Below are 16915 nucleotides of genomic sequence, written 5' to 3' on the forward strand. Positions count from 1 at the left end.
CCTAGACATATTGAATTGACAGCCGTTTTTATCGAAAGATAAGAACAAAAAGAATAAGAGTAATAGAATCGGAAGATTTGAATAAAGAACCACTAGAACTTCAGTCAAATAAAAACAGAGATCATTTATGATCTCGCATAATATACGATGAAGAGTTTGATCCTGGCTCAGGATGAACGCTAGCGGCAGGCTTAACACATGCAAGTCGAGGGGTATTGGTTTTCGGACCAAGAGACCGGCGCACGGGTGCGTAACGCGTATGCAATCTACCTTTTACAGAGGGATAGCCCAGAGAAATTTGGATTAATACCTCATAGTATGTGAGAATGGCATCATTTTCACATTAAAGTCACAACGGTAAAAGATGAGCATGCGTCCCATTAGCTAGTTGGTAAGGTAACGGCTTACCAAGGCTACGATGGGTAGGGGTCCTGAGAGGGAGATCCCCCACACTGGTACTGAGACACGGACCAGACTCCTACGGGAGGCAGCAGTGAGGAATATTGGACAATGGGCGCAAGCCTGATCCAGCCATGCCGCGTGCAGGATGACGGTCCTATGGATTGTAAACTGCTTTTGCACAGGAAGAAACAACGCTACGTGTAGCGTCTTGACGGTACTGTGAGAATAAGGATCGGCTAACTCCGTGCCAGCAGCCGCGGTAATACGGAGGATCCAAGCGTTATCCGGAATCATTGGGTTTAAAGGGTCCGTAGGCGGTTTGGTAAGTCAGTGGTGAAAGCCCATCGCTCAACGGTGGAACGGCCATTGATACTGCCAGACTTGAATTATTAGGAAGTAACTAGAATATGTAGTGTAGCGGTGAAATGCTTAGAGATTACATGGAATACCAATTGCGAAGGCAGGTTACTACTAATGGATTGACGCTGATGGACGAAAGCGTGGGTAGCGAACAGGATTAGATACCCTGGTAGTCCACGCCGTAAACGATGGATACTAGCTGTTGGGAGCGATCTCAGTGGCTAAGCGAAAGTGATAAGTATCCCACCTGGGGAGTACGTTCGCAAGAATGAAACTCAAAGGAATTGACGGGGGCCCGCACAAGCGGTGGAGCATGTGGTTTAATTCGATGATACGCGAGGAACCTTACCAAGGCTTAAATGTAGATTGACCGGTTTGGAAACAGACTTTTCGCAAGACAATTTACAAGGTGCTGCATGGTTGTCGTCAGCTCGTGCCGTGAGGTGTCAGGTTAAGTCCTATAACGAGCGCAACCCCTGTTGTTAGTTGCCAGCGAGTCATGTCGGGAACTCTAACGAGACTGCCAGTGCAAACTGTGAGGAAGGTGGGGATGACGTCAAATCATCACGGCCCTTACGCCTTGGGCTACACACGTGCTACAATGGCCGGTACAGAGAGCAGCCACTGGGCGACCAGGAGCGAATCTACAAAACCGGTCACAGTTCGGATCGGAGTCTGCAACTCGACTCCGTGAAGCTGGAATCGCTAGTAATCGGATATCAGCCATGATCCGGTGAATACGTTCCCGGGCCTTGTACACACCGCCCGTCAAGCCATGGAAGCTGGGGGTGCCTGAAGTCGGTGACCGCAAGGAGCTGCCTAGGGTAAAACTGGTAACTAGGGCTAAGTCGTAACAAGGTAGCCGTACCGGAAGGTGCGGCTGGAACACCTCCTTTCTAGAGCCTTAGTGTTAGTAGCAATACACGCTGAGGAAAGAAGACGAAAAGAACTATTGGTTACAAAAACAAAGATTATATTACTCTTGCTGTTAATTTAAATAATTTAAGATTGTTGATTAATGATTTTCGATTGCAGATTTAAATCTAAAATCGTTATTCTAAAATCAAAAATCTACAATACTGATGTCTCGTAGCTCAGCTGGTTAGAGTACTACACTGATAATGTAGGGGTCGACAGTTCGAGTCTGTCCGAGACAACAAAACAGTTACGAATTTGTAAATGACGAATTACGAATTACGAATTGAAAAAAACGTTCATAGAAACAGATTGAAAGGAAATTCTAGGGTTGAAGATTACGAATTACAATAATTCCTAATTCATAATTCACAATTCATAATTAAATTGGGGGATTAGCTCAGCTGGCTAGAGCGCCTGCCTTGCACGCAGGAGGTCAACGGTTCGACTCCGTTATTCTCCACAGATCCGAAAGGATAAAAGTTCATTGACATATTGAGATAAGAAATAATAAAAAGTAGAAAGCAGTTTTTTCTAATTTATTAGAGAAAACGAAAAAAAACGGTCGTAATTGATTTTACGATTGGTACAATAAGCAAAATAAGGGCGTATGGGGGATGCCTAGGCTCTCAGAGGCGATGAAAGGCGTGATAAGCTGCGAAAAGTTACGGGGATTGGCACACACGATATGATCCGTAAATACCTGAATGGGGCAACCCACTATGTTGAAGACATAGTACACCGATAGGTGGGCAAACCCGCTGAACTGAAACATCTAAGTAGGCGGAGGAGAAGAAAACAAAAGTGATTCCGTAAGTAGTGGCGAGCGAACGCGGATTAGCCCAAACCAGTGTTGTTACGGCAATGCTGGGGTTGTAGGACCACGACATTTTATGCACAAAGAATTAGAATCTACTGGAAAGTAGAGCCAAAGAGAGTGATAGCCTCGTATAAGTAATAAGTGTAATAGATAGTGGTATCCTGAGTAGGGCGGGGCACGTGAAACCCTGTCTGAATTTGGCGGGACCATCCGCTAAGGCTAAATACTCCTGAGAGACCGATAGTGAACCAGTACCGTGAGGGAAAGGTGAAAAGAACCGTGAATAACGGAGTGAAATAGATCCTGAAACCATACGCTTACAAGCGGTCGGAGCCCTTTCGTGGGGTGACGGCGTGCCTTTTGCATAATGAGCCTACGAGTTAACGTTGCTGGCAAGGATAAGTGGTTAAGCCACGGATCCGTAGCGAAAGCGAGTCTGAATAGGGCGCTTTAGTCAGTAGTGTTAGACGCGAAACCGTGTGATCTACCCATGGGCAGGATGAAGCGCTGGTAACACAGTGTGGAGGTCCGAACCGGTTGACGTTGAAAAGTCTTCGGATGACCTGTGGGTAGGGGTGAAAGGCCAATCAAACTCGGAAATAGCTCGTACTCCCCGAAATGCATTTAGGTGCAGCGCACGGCGCAAAGTTATATAGAGGTAGAGCTACTGATTGGATGCGGGGGCTTCACCGCCTACCAATTCCTGACAAACTCCGAATGCTATATAATGTTTCCGTGCAGTGAGGGCTTGGGTGCTAAGGTCCAAGTCCGAGAGGGAAAGAACCCAGACCATCAGCTAAGGTCCCCAAATATATGTTAAGTTGAAAGAACGAGGTTTGTCTGCCCAGACAGCTAGGATGTTGGCTTGGAAGCAGCCATTCATTTAAAGAGTGCGTAACAGCTCACTAGTCGAGCGGACGAGCATGGATAATAATCGGGCATAAACATATTACCGAAGCTATGGATTTAGAGTTTACTCTAAGTGGTAGGGGAGCATTCTAACAGGGTTGAAGGTGTGTCGTAAGGCATGCTGGACTGGTTAGAAAAGAAAATGTAGGCATAAGTAACGATAATGCGGGCGAGAAACCCGCACACCGAAAGACTAAGGTTTCCACAGCTATGCTAATCAGCTGTGGGTTAGTCGGGACCTAAGGCGAACCCGAAAGGGACAGTCGATGGACAACGGGTTAATATTCCCGTACTACTGATTACTGTGATGGGGTGACGGAGTGATGAAAGCGCCGCGAACTGACGGAATAGTTCGTTGAAGTACCTACCTATAAGCTGCGCAGGCAAATCCACGCGGCTTGGGGAAATACGATAGTACTCGGAGTCTTCGGACAAAGAGATAGTGCGCCTAAGGGCTTCCAAGAAAAACCTCTAAACTTCAGGTAATTAGTACCCGTACCGCAAACCGACACAGGTAGTCGAGGAGAGAATCCTAAGGTGCTCGAGAGATTCATGGCTAAGGAATTAGGCAAAATAGACCCGTAACTTCGGGAGAAGGGTCGCCTCTGAGTAATCAGAGGCCGCAGTGAAGAGGTCCAGGCGACTGTTTATCAAAAACACAGGGCTCTGCAAAATCGTAAGATGAAGTATAGGGCCTGACACCTGCCCGGTGCTGGAAGGTTAAGAGGAGATGTTATCTTCGGAGAAGCATTGAATTGAAGCCCCAGTAAACGGCGGCCGTAACTATAACGGTCCTAAGGTAGCGAAATTCCTTGTCGGGTAAGTTCCGACCTGCACGAATGGTGTAACGATCTGGACACTGTCTCAGCCATGAGCTCGGTGAAATTGTAGTAACGGTGAAGATGCCGTTTACCCGCAGTGGGACGAAAAGACCCTGTGCACCTTTACTATAGCTTAGTATTGACCTTGGATAAATGATGTGTAGGATAGGTTGGAGACTGTGAAGTGGCGTCGCCAGGCGTTGTGGAGTCATTGTTGAAATACAACCCTTTGTTTATCTGAGGCCTAACCCCGAAATTCGGGGGACATTGCTTGGTGGGTAGTTTGACTGGGGTGGTCGCCTCCAAAAGAGTAACGGAGGCTTCTAAAGGTTCCCTCAGTACGCTTGGTAACCGTGCGTAGAGTGCAATGGCATAAGGGAGCTTGACTGAGAGACATACAGGTCGATCAGGTACGAAAGTAGAGCATAGTGATCCGGTGGTTCCGCATGGAAGGGCCATCGCTCAAAGGATAAAAGGTACGCCGGGGATAACAGGCTGATCTCCCCCAAGAGCTCATATCGACGGGGGGGTTTGGCACCTCGATGTCGGCTCGTCACATCCTGGGGCTGGAGAAGGTCCCAAGGGTTGGGCTGTTCGCCCATTAAAGTGGCACGCGAGCTGGGTTCAGAACGTCGTGAGACAGTTCGGTCTCTATCTACTGTGGGCGCAAGAAATTTGAGTGGATCTGATTCTAGTACGAGAGGACCGAATTGGACTAACCTCTAGTGTATCTGTTGTCCCGCCAGGGGCACCGCAGAGTAGCTACGTTGGGAAGGGATAAGCGCTGAAAGCATATAAGCGCGAAACCCACCACAAGATGAGATTTCTTTTAAGGGTCGTGGGAGATGACCACGTTGATAGGCTATAGATGTAAAGGCAGTAATGTCATAGTCGAGTAGTACTAATAACCCGTAAGCTTATGTACACCTTTTCCCCCGATGCAAGTCGGGGGGAGAAACTTTCTAATACTTTTTATGTTCTTTATCTCAGTATGTTAAGATATTATTTTAATTATTAATGGTTAATGATCACCCGAGGCGAAAGCCGAACGGAGCGAAGCTAATTATTAATTAAAAAAGTTGTCCAAAGCAACTAACGACTTAAGGTGGTTATTGCGGCGGGGCTCACCTCTTCCCATCCCGAACAGAGTAGTTAAGCCCGCCTGCGCAGATGGTACTGCAGTTATGTGGGAGAGTATGTCGCTGCCTTTTTTTACTAAACCCTGTTTCGAAAGAAACGGGGTTTTTTGTTTTATAAAAGTTTTAGGTTTTTAGCGGATTTTATAAAAATAGCAATTTTAAAAACTATTCAAAATCACCCTAGGTAGATTCAAAATTGTCTTAATATGTAATATATCGTTTTCGTAAGGTTAAAATAGCATTTGTATCGGAAAATGCAGTTGTGTTTTAAACAGAATTATGATACTACTTTAGCAATAGAAATTATTACTAATTTAAAACAACAGTATTATGAAAGCGATTTTAAAACTTAGTCTGGTAGTATTGGTGGCAATGACCACGATGAGTACTTATGCAATCGATGGTGATTTTTTACTTAATGTAAAAAAAGGAACGGGTAAAGAAATTAGTTTTTCGGTAAATGAGATTCAGAAGGCCAATGTAACGATCTACGATAAATTCCACAATGTAATCTATTCTGAGACTGCCACGGGAAAAGGGGGGATTTTGAAAACCTACAGCCTTGAGGAGTTTCCTGACGGGGTTTATTTCCTGGAAGTGGAAACCAATCTGAAGAAAGTGACGCACGAGATTGTGATCACCAATGAGGTTTCTACACTATCGAGAAAATCAGTGGCCGAGGTGTACAAAGGGGATCTGAAAATGAAGAACCAAAATGTAGCCACGGTGAATTAATTGGGTTATTTTTAAAAAAAAGTGCTTACTTCGAAATTATAAAAACGGCTCCTCTTTGGGGCTTTTTTTTGTTTATAGGACAATACTAAATTTAATCATTAAATACTAAATACGGTTATGGAAACGTGATTGCATGAGGGATGGGAATGGCATCTCCCGATTTAGAAAAACAAGGCTTTTCTGCCGTAGTTTTTGTTAATCGGGAATACAATGGACAGCCCGACCCGCAGGGACATGCCATTATGGAGAGGAGAATGTAATCTTAATATGGAGAATAATTTAGTTTTTGGCCTTTTTAAGATAAGTTAATAAAGAAATGAATTCTTGTACCAATTTTTATTTTTGGCTTTTATCGTCTTTATTTTTAAAATGTGAAACGGACGTAATGGAGATTTCTTTTGCAAAAAAAAGCCCGTCTAGTTTTAAACCGGACGGGATTTTTAAATATTGAATCAAGTGTTTATGCAAGCATAGTTACTGGATTTTCGATGTATTGTTTTAATGTTTGTAAAAACTGTGCTCCGGTTGCCCCGTCAATTGTACGGTGGTCGCAAGCCAATGAAAGCATCATTGTGTTTCCTACTACAATCTGACCGTTTTTAACTACTGGTTTTTCTACAATAGCCCCTACTGATAAAATAGCAGAGTTTGGTTGATTGATGATAGAATTAAATTCAGTAATACCAAACATTCCAAGGTTAGATACTGTAAAAGTACTTCCTTCCATTTCAGTTGGTAATAATTTTTTGTTTTTGGCTCTACCAGCAAGATCTCTAACGCTTGTGCCAATTTGTGATAAACTCATTGCATCAGTAAATCTTAGTACAGGAACTACCAATCCATCTTCAACAGCTACAGCTACACCTACATTTACATGGTGATTGATGATGATGGCGTCTTCTTTCCATTGAGAATTTATTTTTGGGTGTTTTTTCAAGGCCAATGCACAAGCTTTTATTACCATATCGTTGAAAGATACTTTGGTATCCGGAACGCTATTGATAACTGCTCTCGATTGCATTGCTTCGTCCATTGTTACTTCAATTACAAGGTTGTAATGAGGTGCTGTAAACAATGATTCAGCCAAACGTTTCGCAATGATTTTACGCATTTGCGAATTTTTGATTTCTTCTGTGAAAACTTCGCCCGCTGGTACAAATACTTTTGGTGCTTCTGCTTTTACAGTTTCTACGGCTTTAGGTGCTGCACTTGGAGCACTGGCAGTTGCAGGAGTAAAGTTTTCTATATCGCTTTTAACGATACGACCGTTTTCACCTGTTCCTTTCACCTGCGTTAATTGAATTCCTTTATCACTTGCTATTTTTTTAGCTAAAGGTGATGCTAAAATTCTTTTTCCATCACTTACTGTCTCAACTGCTTCTGCAGCTTTATCAGATGAAGTAACTTTATCTTCTTCTTTTGCTACGGCAGCAGTTGGAGCAGCTCCACCCACTTTATAGTTTTCAGCGATTCCGCTAATATCTGTTCCTGCAGGGCCAATGATAGCCAAAAGACTGTCTACAGGCGCTGTATTTCCTTCTTGAATTCCAATGAACAATAAAGTTCCTTCATTGAAGGATTCGAATTCCATTGTTGCTTTATCTGTTTCGATTTCAGCAAGGATATCGCCTTCAACAACTTTATCACCTACTTTTTTCAACCAAGTAGCTACAGTACCTTCAGTCATCGTATCACTCAAACGAGGCATCGTTACTACGATTACTCCTTTCGGTAAATCTGCTGCTGGAGCTTCGGTAGTTTTTGTTTCAGTTGCAATTGGTGCTGATTCTGCCGCAGCTGGTGCAGTAGTTCCTCCAGAAATTAAAGCTGAAACATCTTCTCCTTCATTTCCGATGATTGCCAATAAAGAATCTACCGGAGCAGTTTCTCCTTCTGGGATTCCAATATATAATAGTGTTCCTTCGTTGAAGGATTCAAATTCCATTGTTGCTTTGTCGGTTTCAATTTCTGCAAGGATATCACCTTCGCTTACTTTGTCTCCTACTTTTTTAAGCCAAGCCGCTACCGTTCCTTCTGTCATAGTATCGCTCAAGCGAGGCATTGTTACAATTGTTGCCATAATTGATTTATAATTTATGAGGTGTGAATGGATAGTTTTCTTGGTCGTACACTACGTCGTATAATTGTTGGATTTCTGGATAAGGAGATTCCTCAGCAAATTGAACACATTCTTCAACAAGATCTTTTACTCTTTGATCAATTACTTCGATTTCTTCTTGTGTAGCGTATTTTTGATCTAAAATCACATCCAAAACTTGAGTGATTGGATCTATCTTTTTATACTCTTCAACCTCTTCTTTTGAACGGTATAATTGTGCATCTGACATTGAGTGTCCTCTGTAGCGGTATGTTTTCATTTCAAGGAAAGTAGGTCCGTCGCCACGTCTAGCTCTGTCAATTGCTTCGGTCATTGCTTCGGCAACTTTCACTGGATTCATTCCGTCAACTGGTCCACATGGCATTTCGTATCCTAGACCTAGTTTCCAGATATCAGTATGATTAGCTGTTCTTTCTACTGAAGTTCCCATAGCATAACCATTGTTTTCAACTATAAAAACTACAGGTAGTTTCCACAACATTGCCATATTGAAGGCTTCATGTAATGAACCTTGACGTGCAGCTCCATCTCCAAAATAAGTCATTGTAACTCCACCGGTTCCATTGTATTTGTCTCCAAATGCGAGACCAGCTCCCAATGGAATTTGGCCACCTACAATTCCATGTCCTCCATAAAAACGGTGTTCTTTTGAGAAAATATGCATTGATCCGCCCATTCCTTTGGATGTTCCAGTAGCTTTTCCTAAAAGTTCAGCCATTACACGTCTAGGGTCTACGCCCATACCAATTGGCTGAACATGATTTCTATAGGCAGTGATCATTTTATCTTTTGTCAAATCCATAGCGTGTAAAGCTCCTGCTAATACAGCCTCTTGACCATTATATAAGTGTAGAAAACCTCTAACTTTTTGTTGAATGTATAATGCCGCAAGTTTGTCTTCAAACTTTCTCCAAAGTAACATGTCTTCATACCACTTTAAATAAACTTCTTTTGTAACTTCTTTCATCTGAAATAATTCTTTTGCTTAAGTGTTATTGTATTATCAATTATGACCTAGTAACGCAAAATAGTTTCCTCACCACAAATTTGCGCCCCGAAGGGATCGGGATGCAAAAATAAGACATTCCTACTAAGAACTAAAATTTAAAAGCTAAATTTTGGTTTTTTTTAAAGTAATTTTTTTTCAAACATAAAAGGGAGTAGGTTTTTTAGGGATGCTGATTGATGAATTGCCCCTGTTTCTCCCATATAATAGATTTCGATAGGGGTGTCTTGTCGAATTTCATATTCTGCTATGGATTGTCTGCAAGCTCCACATGGTGGGACAGGAGTAACTGTTTGATTGTTTTCTGAGGCAGCGGTAATTGCCATTTTCAAAATTGTAGCATCAGGATAAATCGCTCCTGCATAAAAAATAGCTACCCGTTCTGCGCAAAGTCCAGAAGGATACGCAGCATTTTCCTGATTCGAACCAACAACAACTTCACCGTTGTCCAAAAGAATGGCAGCTCCAACCCTGAATTTTGAATAGGGTGCATAGGCATTTTGTCTAACTTCAATAGCTTTCAACATTAGATTTTGATCAACTAAAGGTAATTCCTGAATAGTCTCAAAAACAGTAATTTTCGAAGTGATTATTATTTCTTTCATTAGTTAAAGCTATTTTATTATTTGAATATGTATTTAGAATTAAAAACAAAAAAATCCAATTTCAAAATATTGAAGTTTGGATTCTTGTTTTGTATAAAAGTAAAATGTGGATTAGAAACTTTCATATTTCTCTCCAAAATTGAATGTTAAAGAAAAACGCAGTGTGTTTTCCAGTGGGTTTTGTACCTTAGAGGCTGAGAATAAGTAGGAAACATCAATTTTGACAGAGCTGTATTTAAAACCTGCTCCAAGCGAGAAAAATTCCCTTGCACCTTTATCAGGACTTTCGTGAAAATATCCTGCTCTAAATGAAAATGAATCTTGGTACACATATTCAGATCCTAAAGAGTAAGTTACTTCCTTTAGTTCTTCGCTAAATCCACCAGGTGCATCGGTAAATGATTGAAACATTCCTGCAAACCATCCAATAGATTGATAATCGTCCCTATTTTGTTGTTGCTCGGACGCATCTATTATTCCGTCACCATTTAAATCAACTGCATTTTGAGGTGTAGGAACGAGCAATTTGCTTACTTCCAAATTTACGGCTACCTTATTGTATTCGTCTAAAATAAAATCAAATCCGCCTCCAAGTTTCATATTGGCAGGTAGAAAATTGGCATTTATATCATTATTATCATAGCTCATTTTTGGACCCATGTTCTGAAAATTAAATCCCGCTCTCCATCTACCGTTAAAATCGCTATAAGCAATCTCTTCGGACTGAAAAAATCCGGCTACATCCACTGCAAAACTACTTGAAGAGGTTGCATCATTATTATCTGTGGCTACTTTTAGGTTAGAATTTATGTAACGACCCGCTACTGCCATTGAGAATTTTTCGCTCAATTTTTGAGAATAAGATACATCAAAAGCAAATTCATTTGGAGATACTAGTACAACTTGGCTATCAAAATCAGTTCTTAGTTCAATGTCGCCCAAACCAAAATATCGAAAACTACCGGCAAAAGCACTTCTTTCACTAAACTTATTATAGTAAGTTATTTGAGCTAATGATATGTCATTTACTAAATCCGTTAAATAGGGTGTGTAGCTTAATGAAAATCCTTGTTGGTCTTCGGCAAAGGCGTATTTTGAAGGATTCCATTGTTGAGAAAATGAATCTGTTGATGATGCAACACCATTATCTCCCATACCCGCGGATCTAGCATCTGCTGCTACTAAAAGGAAAGGAACGGCTGTTGTAATCACGTTTTCCTGTGCATGAACAAAATTAAAATTATATAAAAATATAATCAGTAAAGTAGCTCTTTTCATTTTTTTAAATAAAAATTAATTTGGGGTAAATATACTATATTATTAAAGAATCACAAGTTTTTCAAATTTTTCAGTCTTCTTATTGGAGAGGGTTGCCTTTACCGTTAATTTGTAAACATAAACCCCTTTTCCAATTTTATTTCCAAAATCATCTCGAGTATCCCATATTATTTCACGTGATAAAAAACCTGGAGTAGTGATGGTTTGGTTTTTTGTCCAAACTACTTTTCCTGTTATTGTCAACACCTGAACTTGCACCTCTAAAGGTTCGTTTGGTTTATTATGAGTAAACCAAAACTCCGTGTAATTTACACATGGATTAGGATAGTTCAATACATTTGTAAGTGTAATGGATTCATCTCCGATTACTAAAAATTGCATTTCTGATGTTGTGGCATTATTATAAACATCCCAAACTGTAAAAGTGATTGTATGTAATCCGGCTTTTAAATTTCGGAAAGGAAAATGTAAATTTCCTTTTGTGAAATTATCAAGTTCGGTTTGATAATAATCATTCAAAATAAAGGGATTACTCACATCGCTATCTAAAACAGCTACAATATCATGACCGATTCCCCCAGCTGTATTGATGCCACTTTCATCTTCCATATAAGCAATAAATATGGGGGAATCATTGGTAATACCTCCAGACGTAAAAGTCTGGTCATTCATATATAACTTCACTTTTGGACTATTATTGTCTGCGACCGCATTTTCATTTACCCCGCCAACCTTGATTGTAGTGTCATAACCCGTAACATCTTCTGGTAATGCGTTTTTTTGGGCATAAAAACTCAACTTTCCGGTATCCAATGGAATTCGAATGTCTTTCGGTACTATAAAACTGTATTCAAATTGACCATTCGTAACGGATGCATTTCCTCTAAAAACAGCTTCGCCTAAAGTAGTGAAATTCATTACCGGACTATAGCCATCATTATTTAAAGTGCTCTTCGTTATTTTTTTATCAAATAAAATAGTTGACAAAACACCATTATAGTTGGTTAAAGGAATATTGTTCTCATCGGTTATTTCTCCAGATATTTTCATTTTGGCTAATGATTTAAAATCTGGGAGGGTTTGATTTACGGGCACATCATTCACTTTGGTTAATACAACTTTTGGCTTGGGAATAGCTAAGAATATTGCTGGATCGCCAAGATAAAGGACTACGTTTGTTGCAGTATTTGGGTTTTCATTTTTGGAAAGCCTTAAGGCTTCTGCTATAGAAACGTATTGGTTGGAATCATAGGATAAAAGGTTTTTTGCAAATACATCATTGAAATTTTCAGCGCTAAATTGTCCAATTGAACGAATTGTAGATACCAAAGAGATAGCCCCGCCTTTTGAATTCCAATAAATGTATTCTCCAGCGGTAGGTCTTGTGGGATTGTCAAAACGAGAAAACTCGCAAGTAATTGTAATAAATAATGGGTATTTATACTGATTGCTTAAACTTTGGCTATCTGCTTTGTCCCAAAGTCTTTCACTCGCCAAGCCATCTTCTCCACCGTGTCCCAAATAATTAAAGATCAATGCTCCTTTTTCAAATTCGTTGTAAAATTCAGATTTTGCCTTGGGATACCTTTCTCCTCCAGCAGAAGCTTCTTGTGTATAAGAGTCCAAAAATATTTTTGAAACATTCAGAAATGGCTTTTGGACGGTAATTTCATCAGCAAGAGTGTTTTGTCTTGATTGCAGAGAAGCGTCAGTAGATTTATCTGAATCATCGGAAAGTGTGACATAGTTATTTCTCCAGCTTCCATAGGCTTTTTTGTCATAATATTCGATGACTTTATTGACCATTTCGTCTGCCTGTGTGGTCGTGCTGACCAGCATTCTGCCAACAGCGATGTCTACTCCTCCATAATATGTAGTAATATTTCCTTCGGAATCATCCATTAGACAAAAAAAGTCATCTGAAGCAAATGATGCTTCACCTATAGTATTACTGGTTAAAGACTCATATATAGGTACAATATTGGTGTTGTTTGTTATCCTTTTTTTATAGTCAAATGAAGCATCTCCGAAGAGATTTACATATCGTACTCTTTTATCTACAGATAAAGCGTTATTGTAAATGTATTTAATGCAGTTTCTTATCGCGGCTATGTCTTGTTTCCCTGAGGAAAACTCTTGATATATTGATTCAAGAGTAATAACTTTTGCATTTAAATTAGAATTTATTCGATGGAAATTGGCAAGCTTCTCCGCTTGGGGTCTTAAAATTTCGGGTGTAACAATTACGTAATCAATATCTTGAAATTGACCTTGGGTGTTTTTAAAAAGCGTTCCTTTTATATTTGAATTGGTTATTTTTGATTTGCTTTCTTTTGATGGGGTATAGTAATCATTTGAATCAACAGCAATATATTTTCTAAGTTCTCCTAAATTTGCTTTGAATGAAAAGGCACTTTGGTTGCTGTTTTCTATTTTAGAGATATTATATATGTCGGTTATATCCCAAATTTGCGAAATAGCAGTGGCATTAGAAAAAGCATATGATATAACTCCAAGATTTGAGCTGGCTAAGTCGTATTGAAAAGGGAATTGTTTTCCGAATCCCTGTAATTTACTTTTTGATTTTAACTGAATGTAGTCTAGGAAGCCTTTAGATCCAGGTACTCCATTGTTGTTATAGGATAATTTGATTTTTATATTAGTGCTGGCTGGAAAAGTAGTGATGTTTGGAAGTGCTCCATTAAAATATTGTATATCTGAATTGGTGTTTAATGCAGAGAATGTTACATTACCAACATCAAGACTATTGGCTGTAACTTTAAACGAAGTAGGAGTGTAGGCTGCTGACGCTAATACCGCATTTATTTTTACGGGGATTGATGAGTCGATATTTGGAAAATCAAATGTAAATTCTTGTTCCTGATTAATTTCAAATGATTCGCCAACCCATTGTCGTCCGACTTGAGCAATATTTGTTAAGTCAACTTCATGAAATTGATAATCGTCATATGTTGAAATATTTAAAGTACTTGAAGTCGTAGGCTGTACCATATTTAATATTCTCTTTCCATTATCTCCTTCTACGGTGATGTAATAATAGGATTTCGAATCGTATAAATTCAAATTGGTTTGACTTTCGTCATTCCAATTATAAATTCCCTCGCCATAAAACAATATGTAATCATCATTATTGAATACACCATCGCTTTCTCCTTGAATTTGGATTGCATTTTCTGTTAAATCTGTCGGGTAGTAAGTGTCATTTGCTAAAGGCAGCATTTTTCCGCCATTTCCATATATCTTAATTCTTTTCGGGTCAATTCCATTTAAATTCAATCCTAAATCCTGTAAAAATTTTAAAGATATTTTGTAAACGCCTGATTTTTCAACATAAAAACGATACCAATTCCCTGAAGCCAAAACCGAATTTGTAATAGTCGTTTTGTTTTTAATCGAACTGGTTTTTCTCGACGAACCGTTATTTATGGTATATGAAAAGGTTTTAATTCTTTTGTAGCCAGAACCCTCTTTTATTATTGGTGATATTCTGAGGAAATTTTGATTAATATTTCTTGATTTTGATGTATACAGTGTAGTTTTTATCGTGGAAGGAATAATAAAGGTATTCAAGTTTCCAAGAGCTGATGTCGCTATGGATTCATAAACTATATTAGAAATCTGAATACTTTTTTCGTCCAAATCAGTACCAGTTTTTAGATTTAAATTGTAATAAATGGATTGATTGTACCCGTCGTAAAAATAACTGTTCCCTTTGAAACTAGGCGTTTGAAACTTGTTATTGGGGGTTGTAGTATTGTTTTCTATCCAATCAATATTTATGTCTCCTTTTATTTGAGCAAAAGTTATTATTGGCAGTAAAAGAATAAAACAAAATACGAGTTTTTTCATTGGAATTGATGGCGAAGTGTATTGTGAATAATTGCTAAAAGTAAATAAAAAATATTAAATGTTCTTTTCGTTGTTTTGTGTAATAAAAAATATATTTTTGCGTTTTTATTACAGCTGTTAAAACATTACAAATTAAAGTTGAAAAAGGGTTTTGTGATTTAATGTTTAATTATTACATTGCGCAACCTAAATTTTAATAATCACCTACTAGAAACTATGAAAGTAAATAAAACTATCCCCTTAAAGATAATGCTGTCCCTGGCATTAATATTAGGACTAGCTAGTTGTAGCAAAAAATCTAAATCCGAGAGTGCCTCAAGAGGTACAGGTTGGAATGTAAGCAGTTCTAAAGGCGGTTTTACAAAAGGAGCTGGACATAAAACACAGGAAACGGGACCAGGATTGGTATTTGTAGAAGGAGGAACTTTTACAAGAGGATTAGTTCAAGACGATGTAATGCATGATTGGAATAATGTTCCAAATCAACAACACGTTATGTCTTTCTATATGGACGAAACTGAAGTTACCAACTTAATGTATCTTGAATACCTTGAATGGTTGAAAAAGGTTTACCCTCCAACAGAAGAAAATTATAAAAATATTTACGAAGGAGCTTCGCCTGATACTCTTGTTTGGAGAAACAGATTGGGTTACAATGAAACAATGACCAATAACTATTTAAGACATCCTGCTTATGCCAACTATCCTGTTGTAGGGGTAAATTGGGTTCAGGCAGTTGAATTTAGTAAATGGAGAACGGATCGTGTAAACGAAGCTGTTTTGGAGAAAAATGGATATTTGAAGAAAAACGCTAAAACATTAGATGTTTCTGCTGAAAGTAATTTTAATTCTGAAACGTATTTGGCTGCACCTACAATGACTTACGGAGGAAATGAAGAAATTCTTTTGAAAGGAAAAGGAGCGTCTAAAAAAGCTCCAAGACCAGACAAAAATGGTAATGTAGTTGAAGAGAAAAATGTATATGCTCAAAGATCATCAGGGATTTTATTACCTGAATATAGACTACCAACTGAATCGGAGTGGGAATATGCTGCAGCAGCTGACGTCGGTCAAAGAGAATACAATATCTATAAAGGACAAAAGAAATATCCTTGGTCTGGAAGCTACACTCGTTCTGGAAAAAGATCTAATAAAGGATTCCAATTGGCTAACTTCAAACAAGGTAATGGAGATTATGGCGGAATCGCAGGTTGGTCTGATGACGGAGCTGATATTACAAATGCAGTGAAAAGTTATCCTGCAAATGATTTTGGACTATATGATATGGCAGGTAACGTGGCTGAATGGGTTGCGGATGTTTACAGACCTATTGTTGATGTTGAGACAAATGATTTTAACTATTTCAGAGGTAACGTTTATACCAAAAATAAAATTGGTAAAGACGGTAAAATTGAAATCATCACTAATAAAAATGTTGTTTTTGATACATTAAGTAACGGTAAATTAGTGCCTAAATACTTAGCTGGTGAAATTGCTCAAGTTCCGGTAGACGAAAATGAAACTTATTTGAGACAAAATTTTAGTACAAGCGATAATATTAATTACAGAGATGGTGATAAACAATCTAGTAAATATTATAAGTTTGGTGGTGCTGACGCTGATAAAGGGAAAACTTCAGATAAAGAAATCATGTACAATGCTCCTAAACACAATGTTAAAATTGACAGTTTAGGAAACATGGAAAGAAAATATGACAAGTCTAGTAAAAGAACTACTTTGATAAATGATGCAGTTCGTGTGTACAAAGGAGGATCTTGGAGAGACAGAGCTTATTGGTTGGATCCTGCACAAAGAAGATTCTTCCCTCAAGATATGGCAACAGATTACATCGGTTTCAGATGTGCTATGTCTAGAGTAGGTTCTAAATCAAACACAAAAAAATCACCTAGAAATTAATTTTTTTATATACATTACA

Annotated in this window: 7 protein-coding genes, 2 tRNA genes and 3 rRNA genes; 7 read left to right on the plus strand and 5 right to left on the minus strand. The window is 38.9% G+C overall.

Translation table 11 applies throughout. From position 1 onward, the window contains the following. Nucleotides 1–144 precede the first annotated feature (144 nt). From C8C85_RS10650 to C8C85_RS10675, 6 genes are all read left to right on the plus strand, one after another. A 16S ribosomal RNA gene (locus C8C85_RS10650) occupies nt 145–1658 on the plus strand. 187 nt (nt 1659–1845) lie between these two features. Then, nucleotides 1846–1919: transfer RNA gene (locus C8C85_RS10655), tRNA-Ile, on the plus strand. A 147-nt stretch (nt 1920–2066) separates the two neighbouring features. Continuing rightward, nucleotides 2067–2140, plus strand: a tRNA-Ala gene (locus tag C8C85_RS10660). Nucleotides 2141–2266: 126 nt separating this feature from the next. Next, nucleotides 2267–5152: ribosomal RNA gene (locus C8C85_RS10665) — 23S ribosomal RNA — on the plus strand. A 176-nt stretch (nt 5153–5328) separates the two neighbouring features. Next, nucleotides 5329–5438, plus strand: a 5S ribosomal RNA gene (gene rrf, locus C8C85_RS10670). The 16S, 23S and 5S rRNA genes sit together here with 2 tRNA genes alongside, the layout of an rRNA operon. 258 nt (nt 5439–5696) lie before the next feature. Next, the gene (locus C8C85_RS10675) at nt 5697–6101 is read left to right on the plus strand and encodes a secretion protein (protein ID WP_116796936.1); all 405 of its coding nucleotides are present in this window, start codon (nt 5697–5699) and stop codon (nt 6099–6101) included. Nucleotides 6102–6561: 460 nt separating this feature from the next. On the opposite strand, the gene C8C85_RS10680 is transcribed toward C8C85_RS10675, so the two are convergent. The 5 genes from C8C85_RS10680 to porU form a co-directional block, all read right to left on the minus strand. Beyond that, on the minus strand, nt 6562–8181 hold the full coding sequence (locus C8C85_RS10680) for a pyruvate dehydrogenase complex dihydrolipoamide acetyltransferase (RefSeq protein WP_116797058.1): 1620 nt from the start codon (nt 8179–8181) through the stop codon (nt 6562–6564). Nucleotides 8182–8188: 7 nt separating this feature from the next. Next, complete coding sequence (pdhA, locus tag C8C85_RS10685; RefSeq protein WP_111411594.1) at nt 8189–9187, minus strand: pyruvate dehydrogenase (acetyl-transferring) E1 component subunit alpha; 999 nt, start codon at nt 9185–9187, stop codon at nt 8189–8191. Nucleotides 9188–9348: 161 nt separating this feature from the next. Continuing rightward, entirely contained in the window at nt 9349–9831 is a 483-nt protein-coding gene (cdd, locus tag C8C85_RS10690) for a cytidine deaminase (RefSeq protein ID WP_116797059.1), read from the minus strand. Nucleotides 9832–9942: 111 nt separating this feature from the next. Beyond that, nucleotides 9943–11109: a type IX secretion system outer membrane channel protein PorV gene (gene porV, locus C8C85_RS10695; RefSeq protein WP_116797060.1), complete on the minus strand. Its 1167-nt coding sequence runs from the start codon at nt 11107–11109 to the stop codon at nt 9943–9945. Between the two features lie 42 nt (nt 11110–11151). After that, nucleotides 11152–14979, minus strand: coding sequence for a type IX secretion system sortase PorU (porU, locus tag C8C85_RS10700; protein WP_116797061.1), 3828 nt, complete (start codon nt 14977–14979; stop codon nt 11152–11154). A 216-nt stretch (nt 14980–15195) separates the two neighbouring features. Here porU and gldJ point away from each other — a divergent pair, with 216 nt between their 5' ends. Beyond that, nucleotides 15196–16896 carry a gliding motility lipoprotein GldJ gene (gldJ, locus tag C8C85_RS10705; RefSeq protein ID WP_116797062.1) on the plus strand — a complete coding sequence of 567 codons (1701 nt, stop codon included), beginning with the start codon at nt 15196–15198 and terminating at the stop codon, nt 16894–16896. Nucleotides 16897–16915 lie beyond the last annotated feature (19 nt).

The organism is Flavobacterium sp. 103 (genome assembly GCF_003096795.1).
Classification (GTDB): domain Bacteria; phylum Bacteroidota; class Bacteroidia; order Flavobacteriales; family Flavobacteriaceae; genus Flavobacterium.

Excerpts from the sequence above, each read along its gene's own strand:
- C8C85_RS10675 (WP_116796936.1), top strand. The coding sequence starts at position 5,697 with ATGAAAGCGATTTTAAAACTTAGTCTGGTAGTATTGGTGGCAATGACC.
- C8C85_RS10680 (WP_116797058.1), bottom strand. The coding sequence starts at position 8,181 with ATGGCAACAATTGTAACAATGCCTCGCTTGAGCGATACTATGACAGAA.
- pdhA (WP_111411594.1), bottom strand. The coding sequence starts at position 9,187 with ATGAAAGAAGTTACAAAAGAAGTTTATTTAAAGTGGTATGAAGACATG.
- cdd (WP_116797059.1), bottom strand. The coding sequence starts at position 9,831 with ATGAAAGAAATAATAATCACTTCGAAAATTACTGTTTTTGAGACTATT.
- porV (WP_116797060.1), bottom strand. The coding sequence starts at position 11,109 with ATGAAAAGAGCTACTTTACTGATTATATTTTTATATAATTTTAATTTT.
- porU (WP_116797061.1), bottom strand. The coding sequence starts at position 14,979 with ATGAAAAAACTCGTATTTTGTTTTATTCTTTTACTGCCAATAATAACT.
- gldJ (WP_116797062.1), top strand. The coding sequence starts at position 15,196 with ATGAAAGTAAATAAAACTATCCCCTTAAAGATAATGCTGTCCCTGGCA.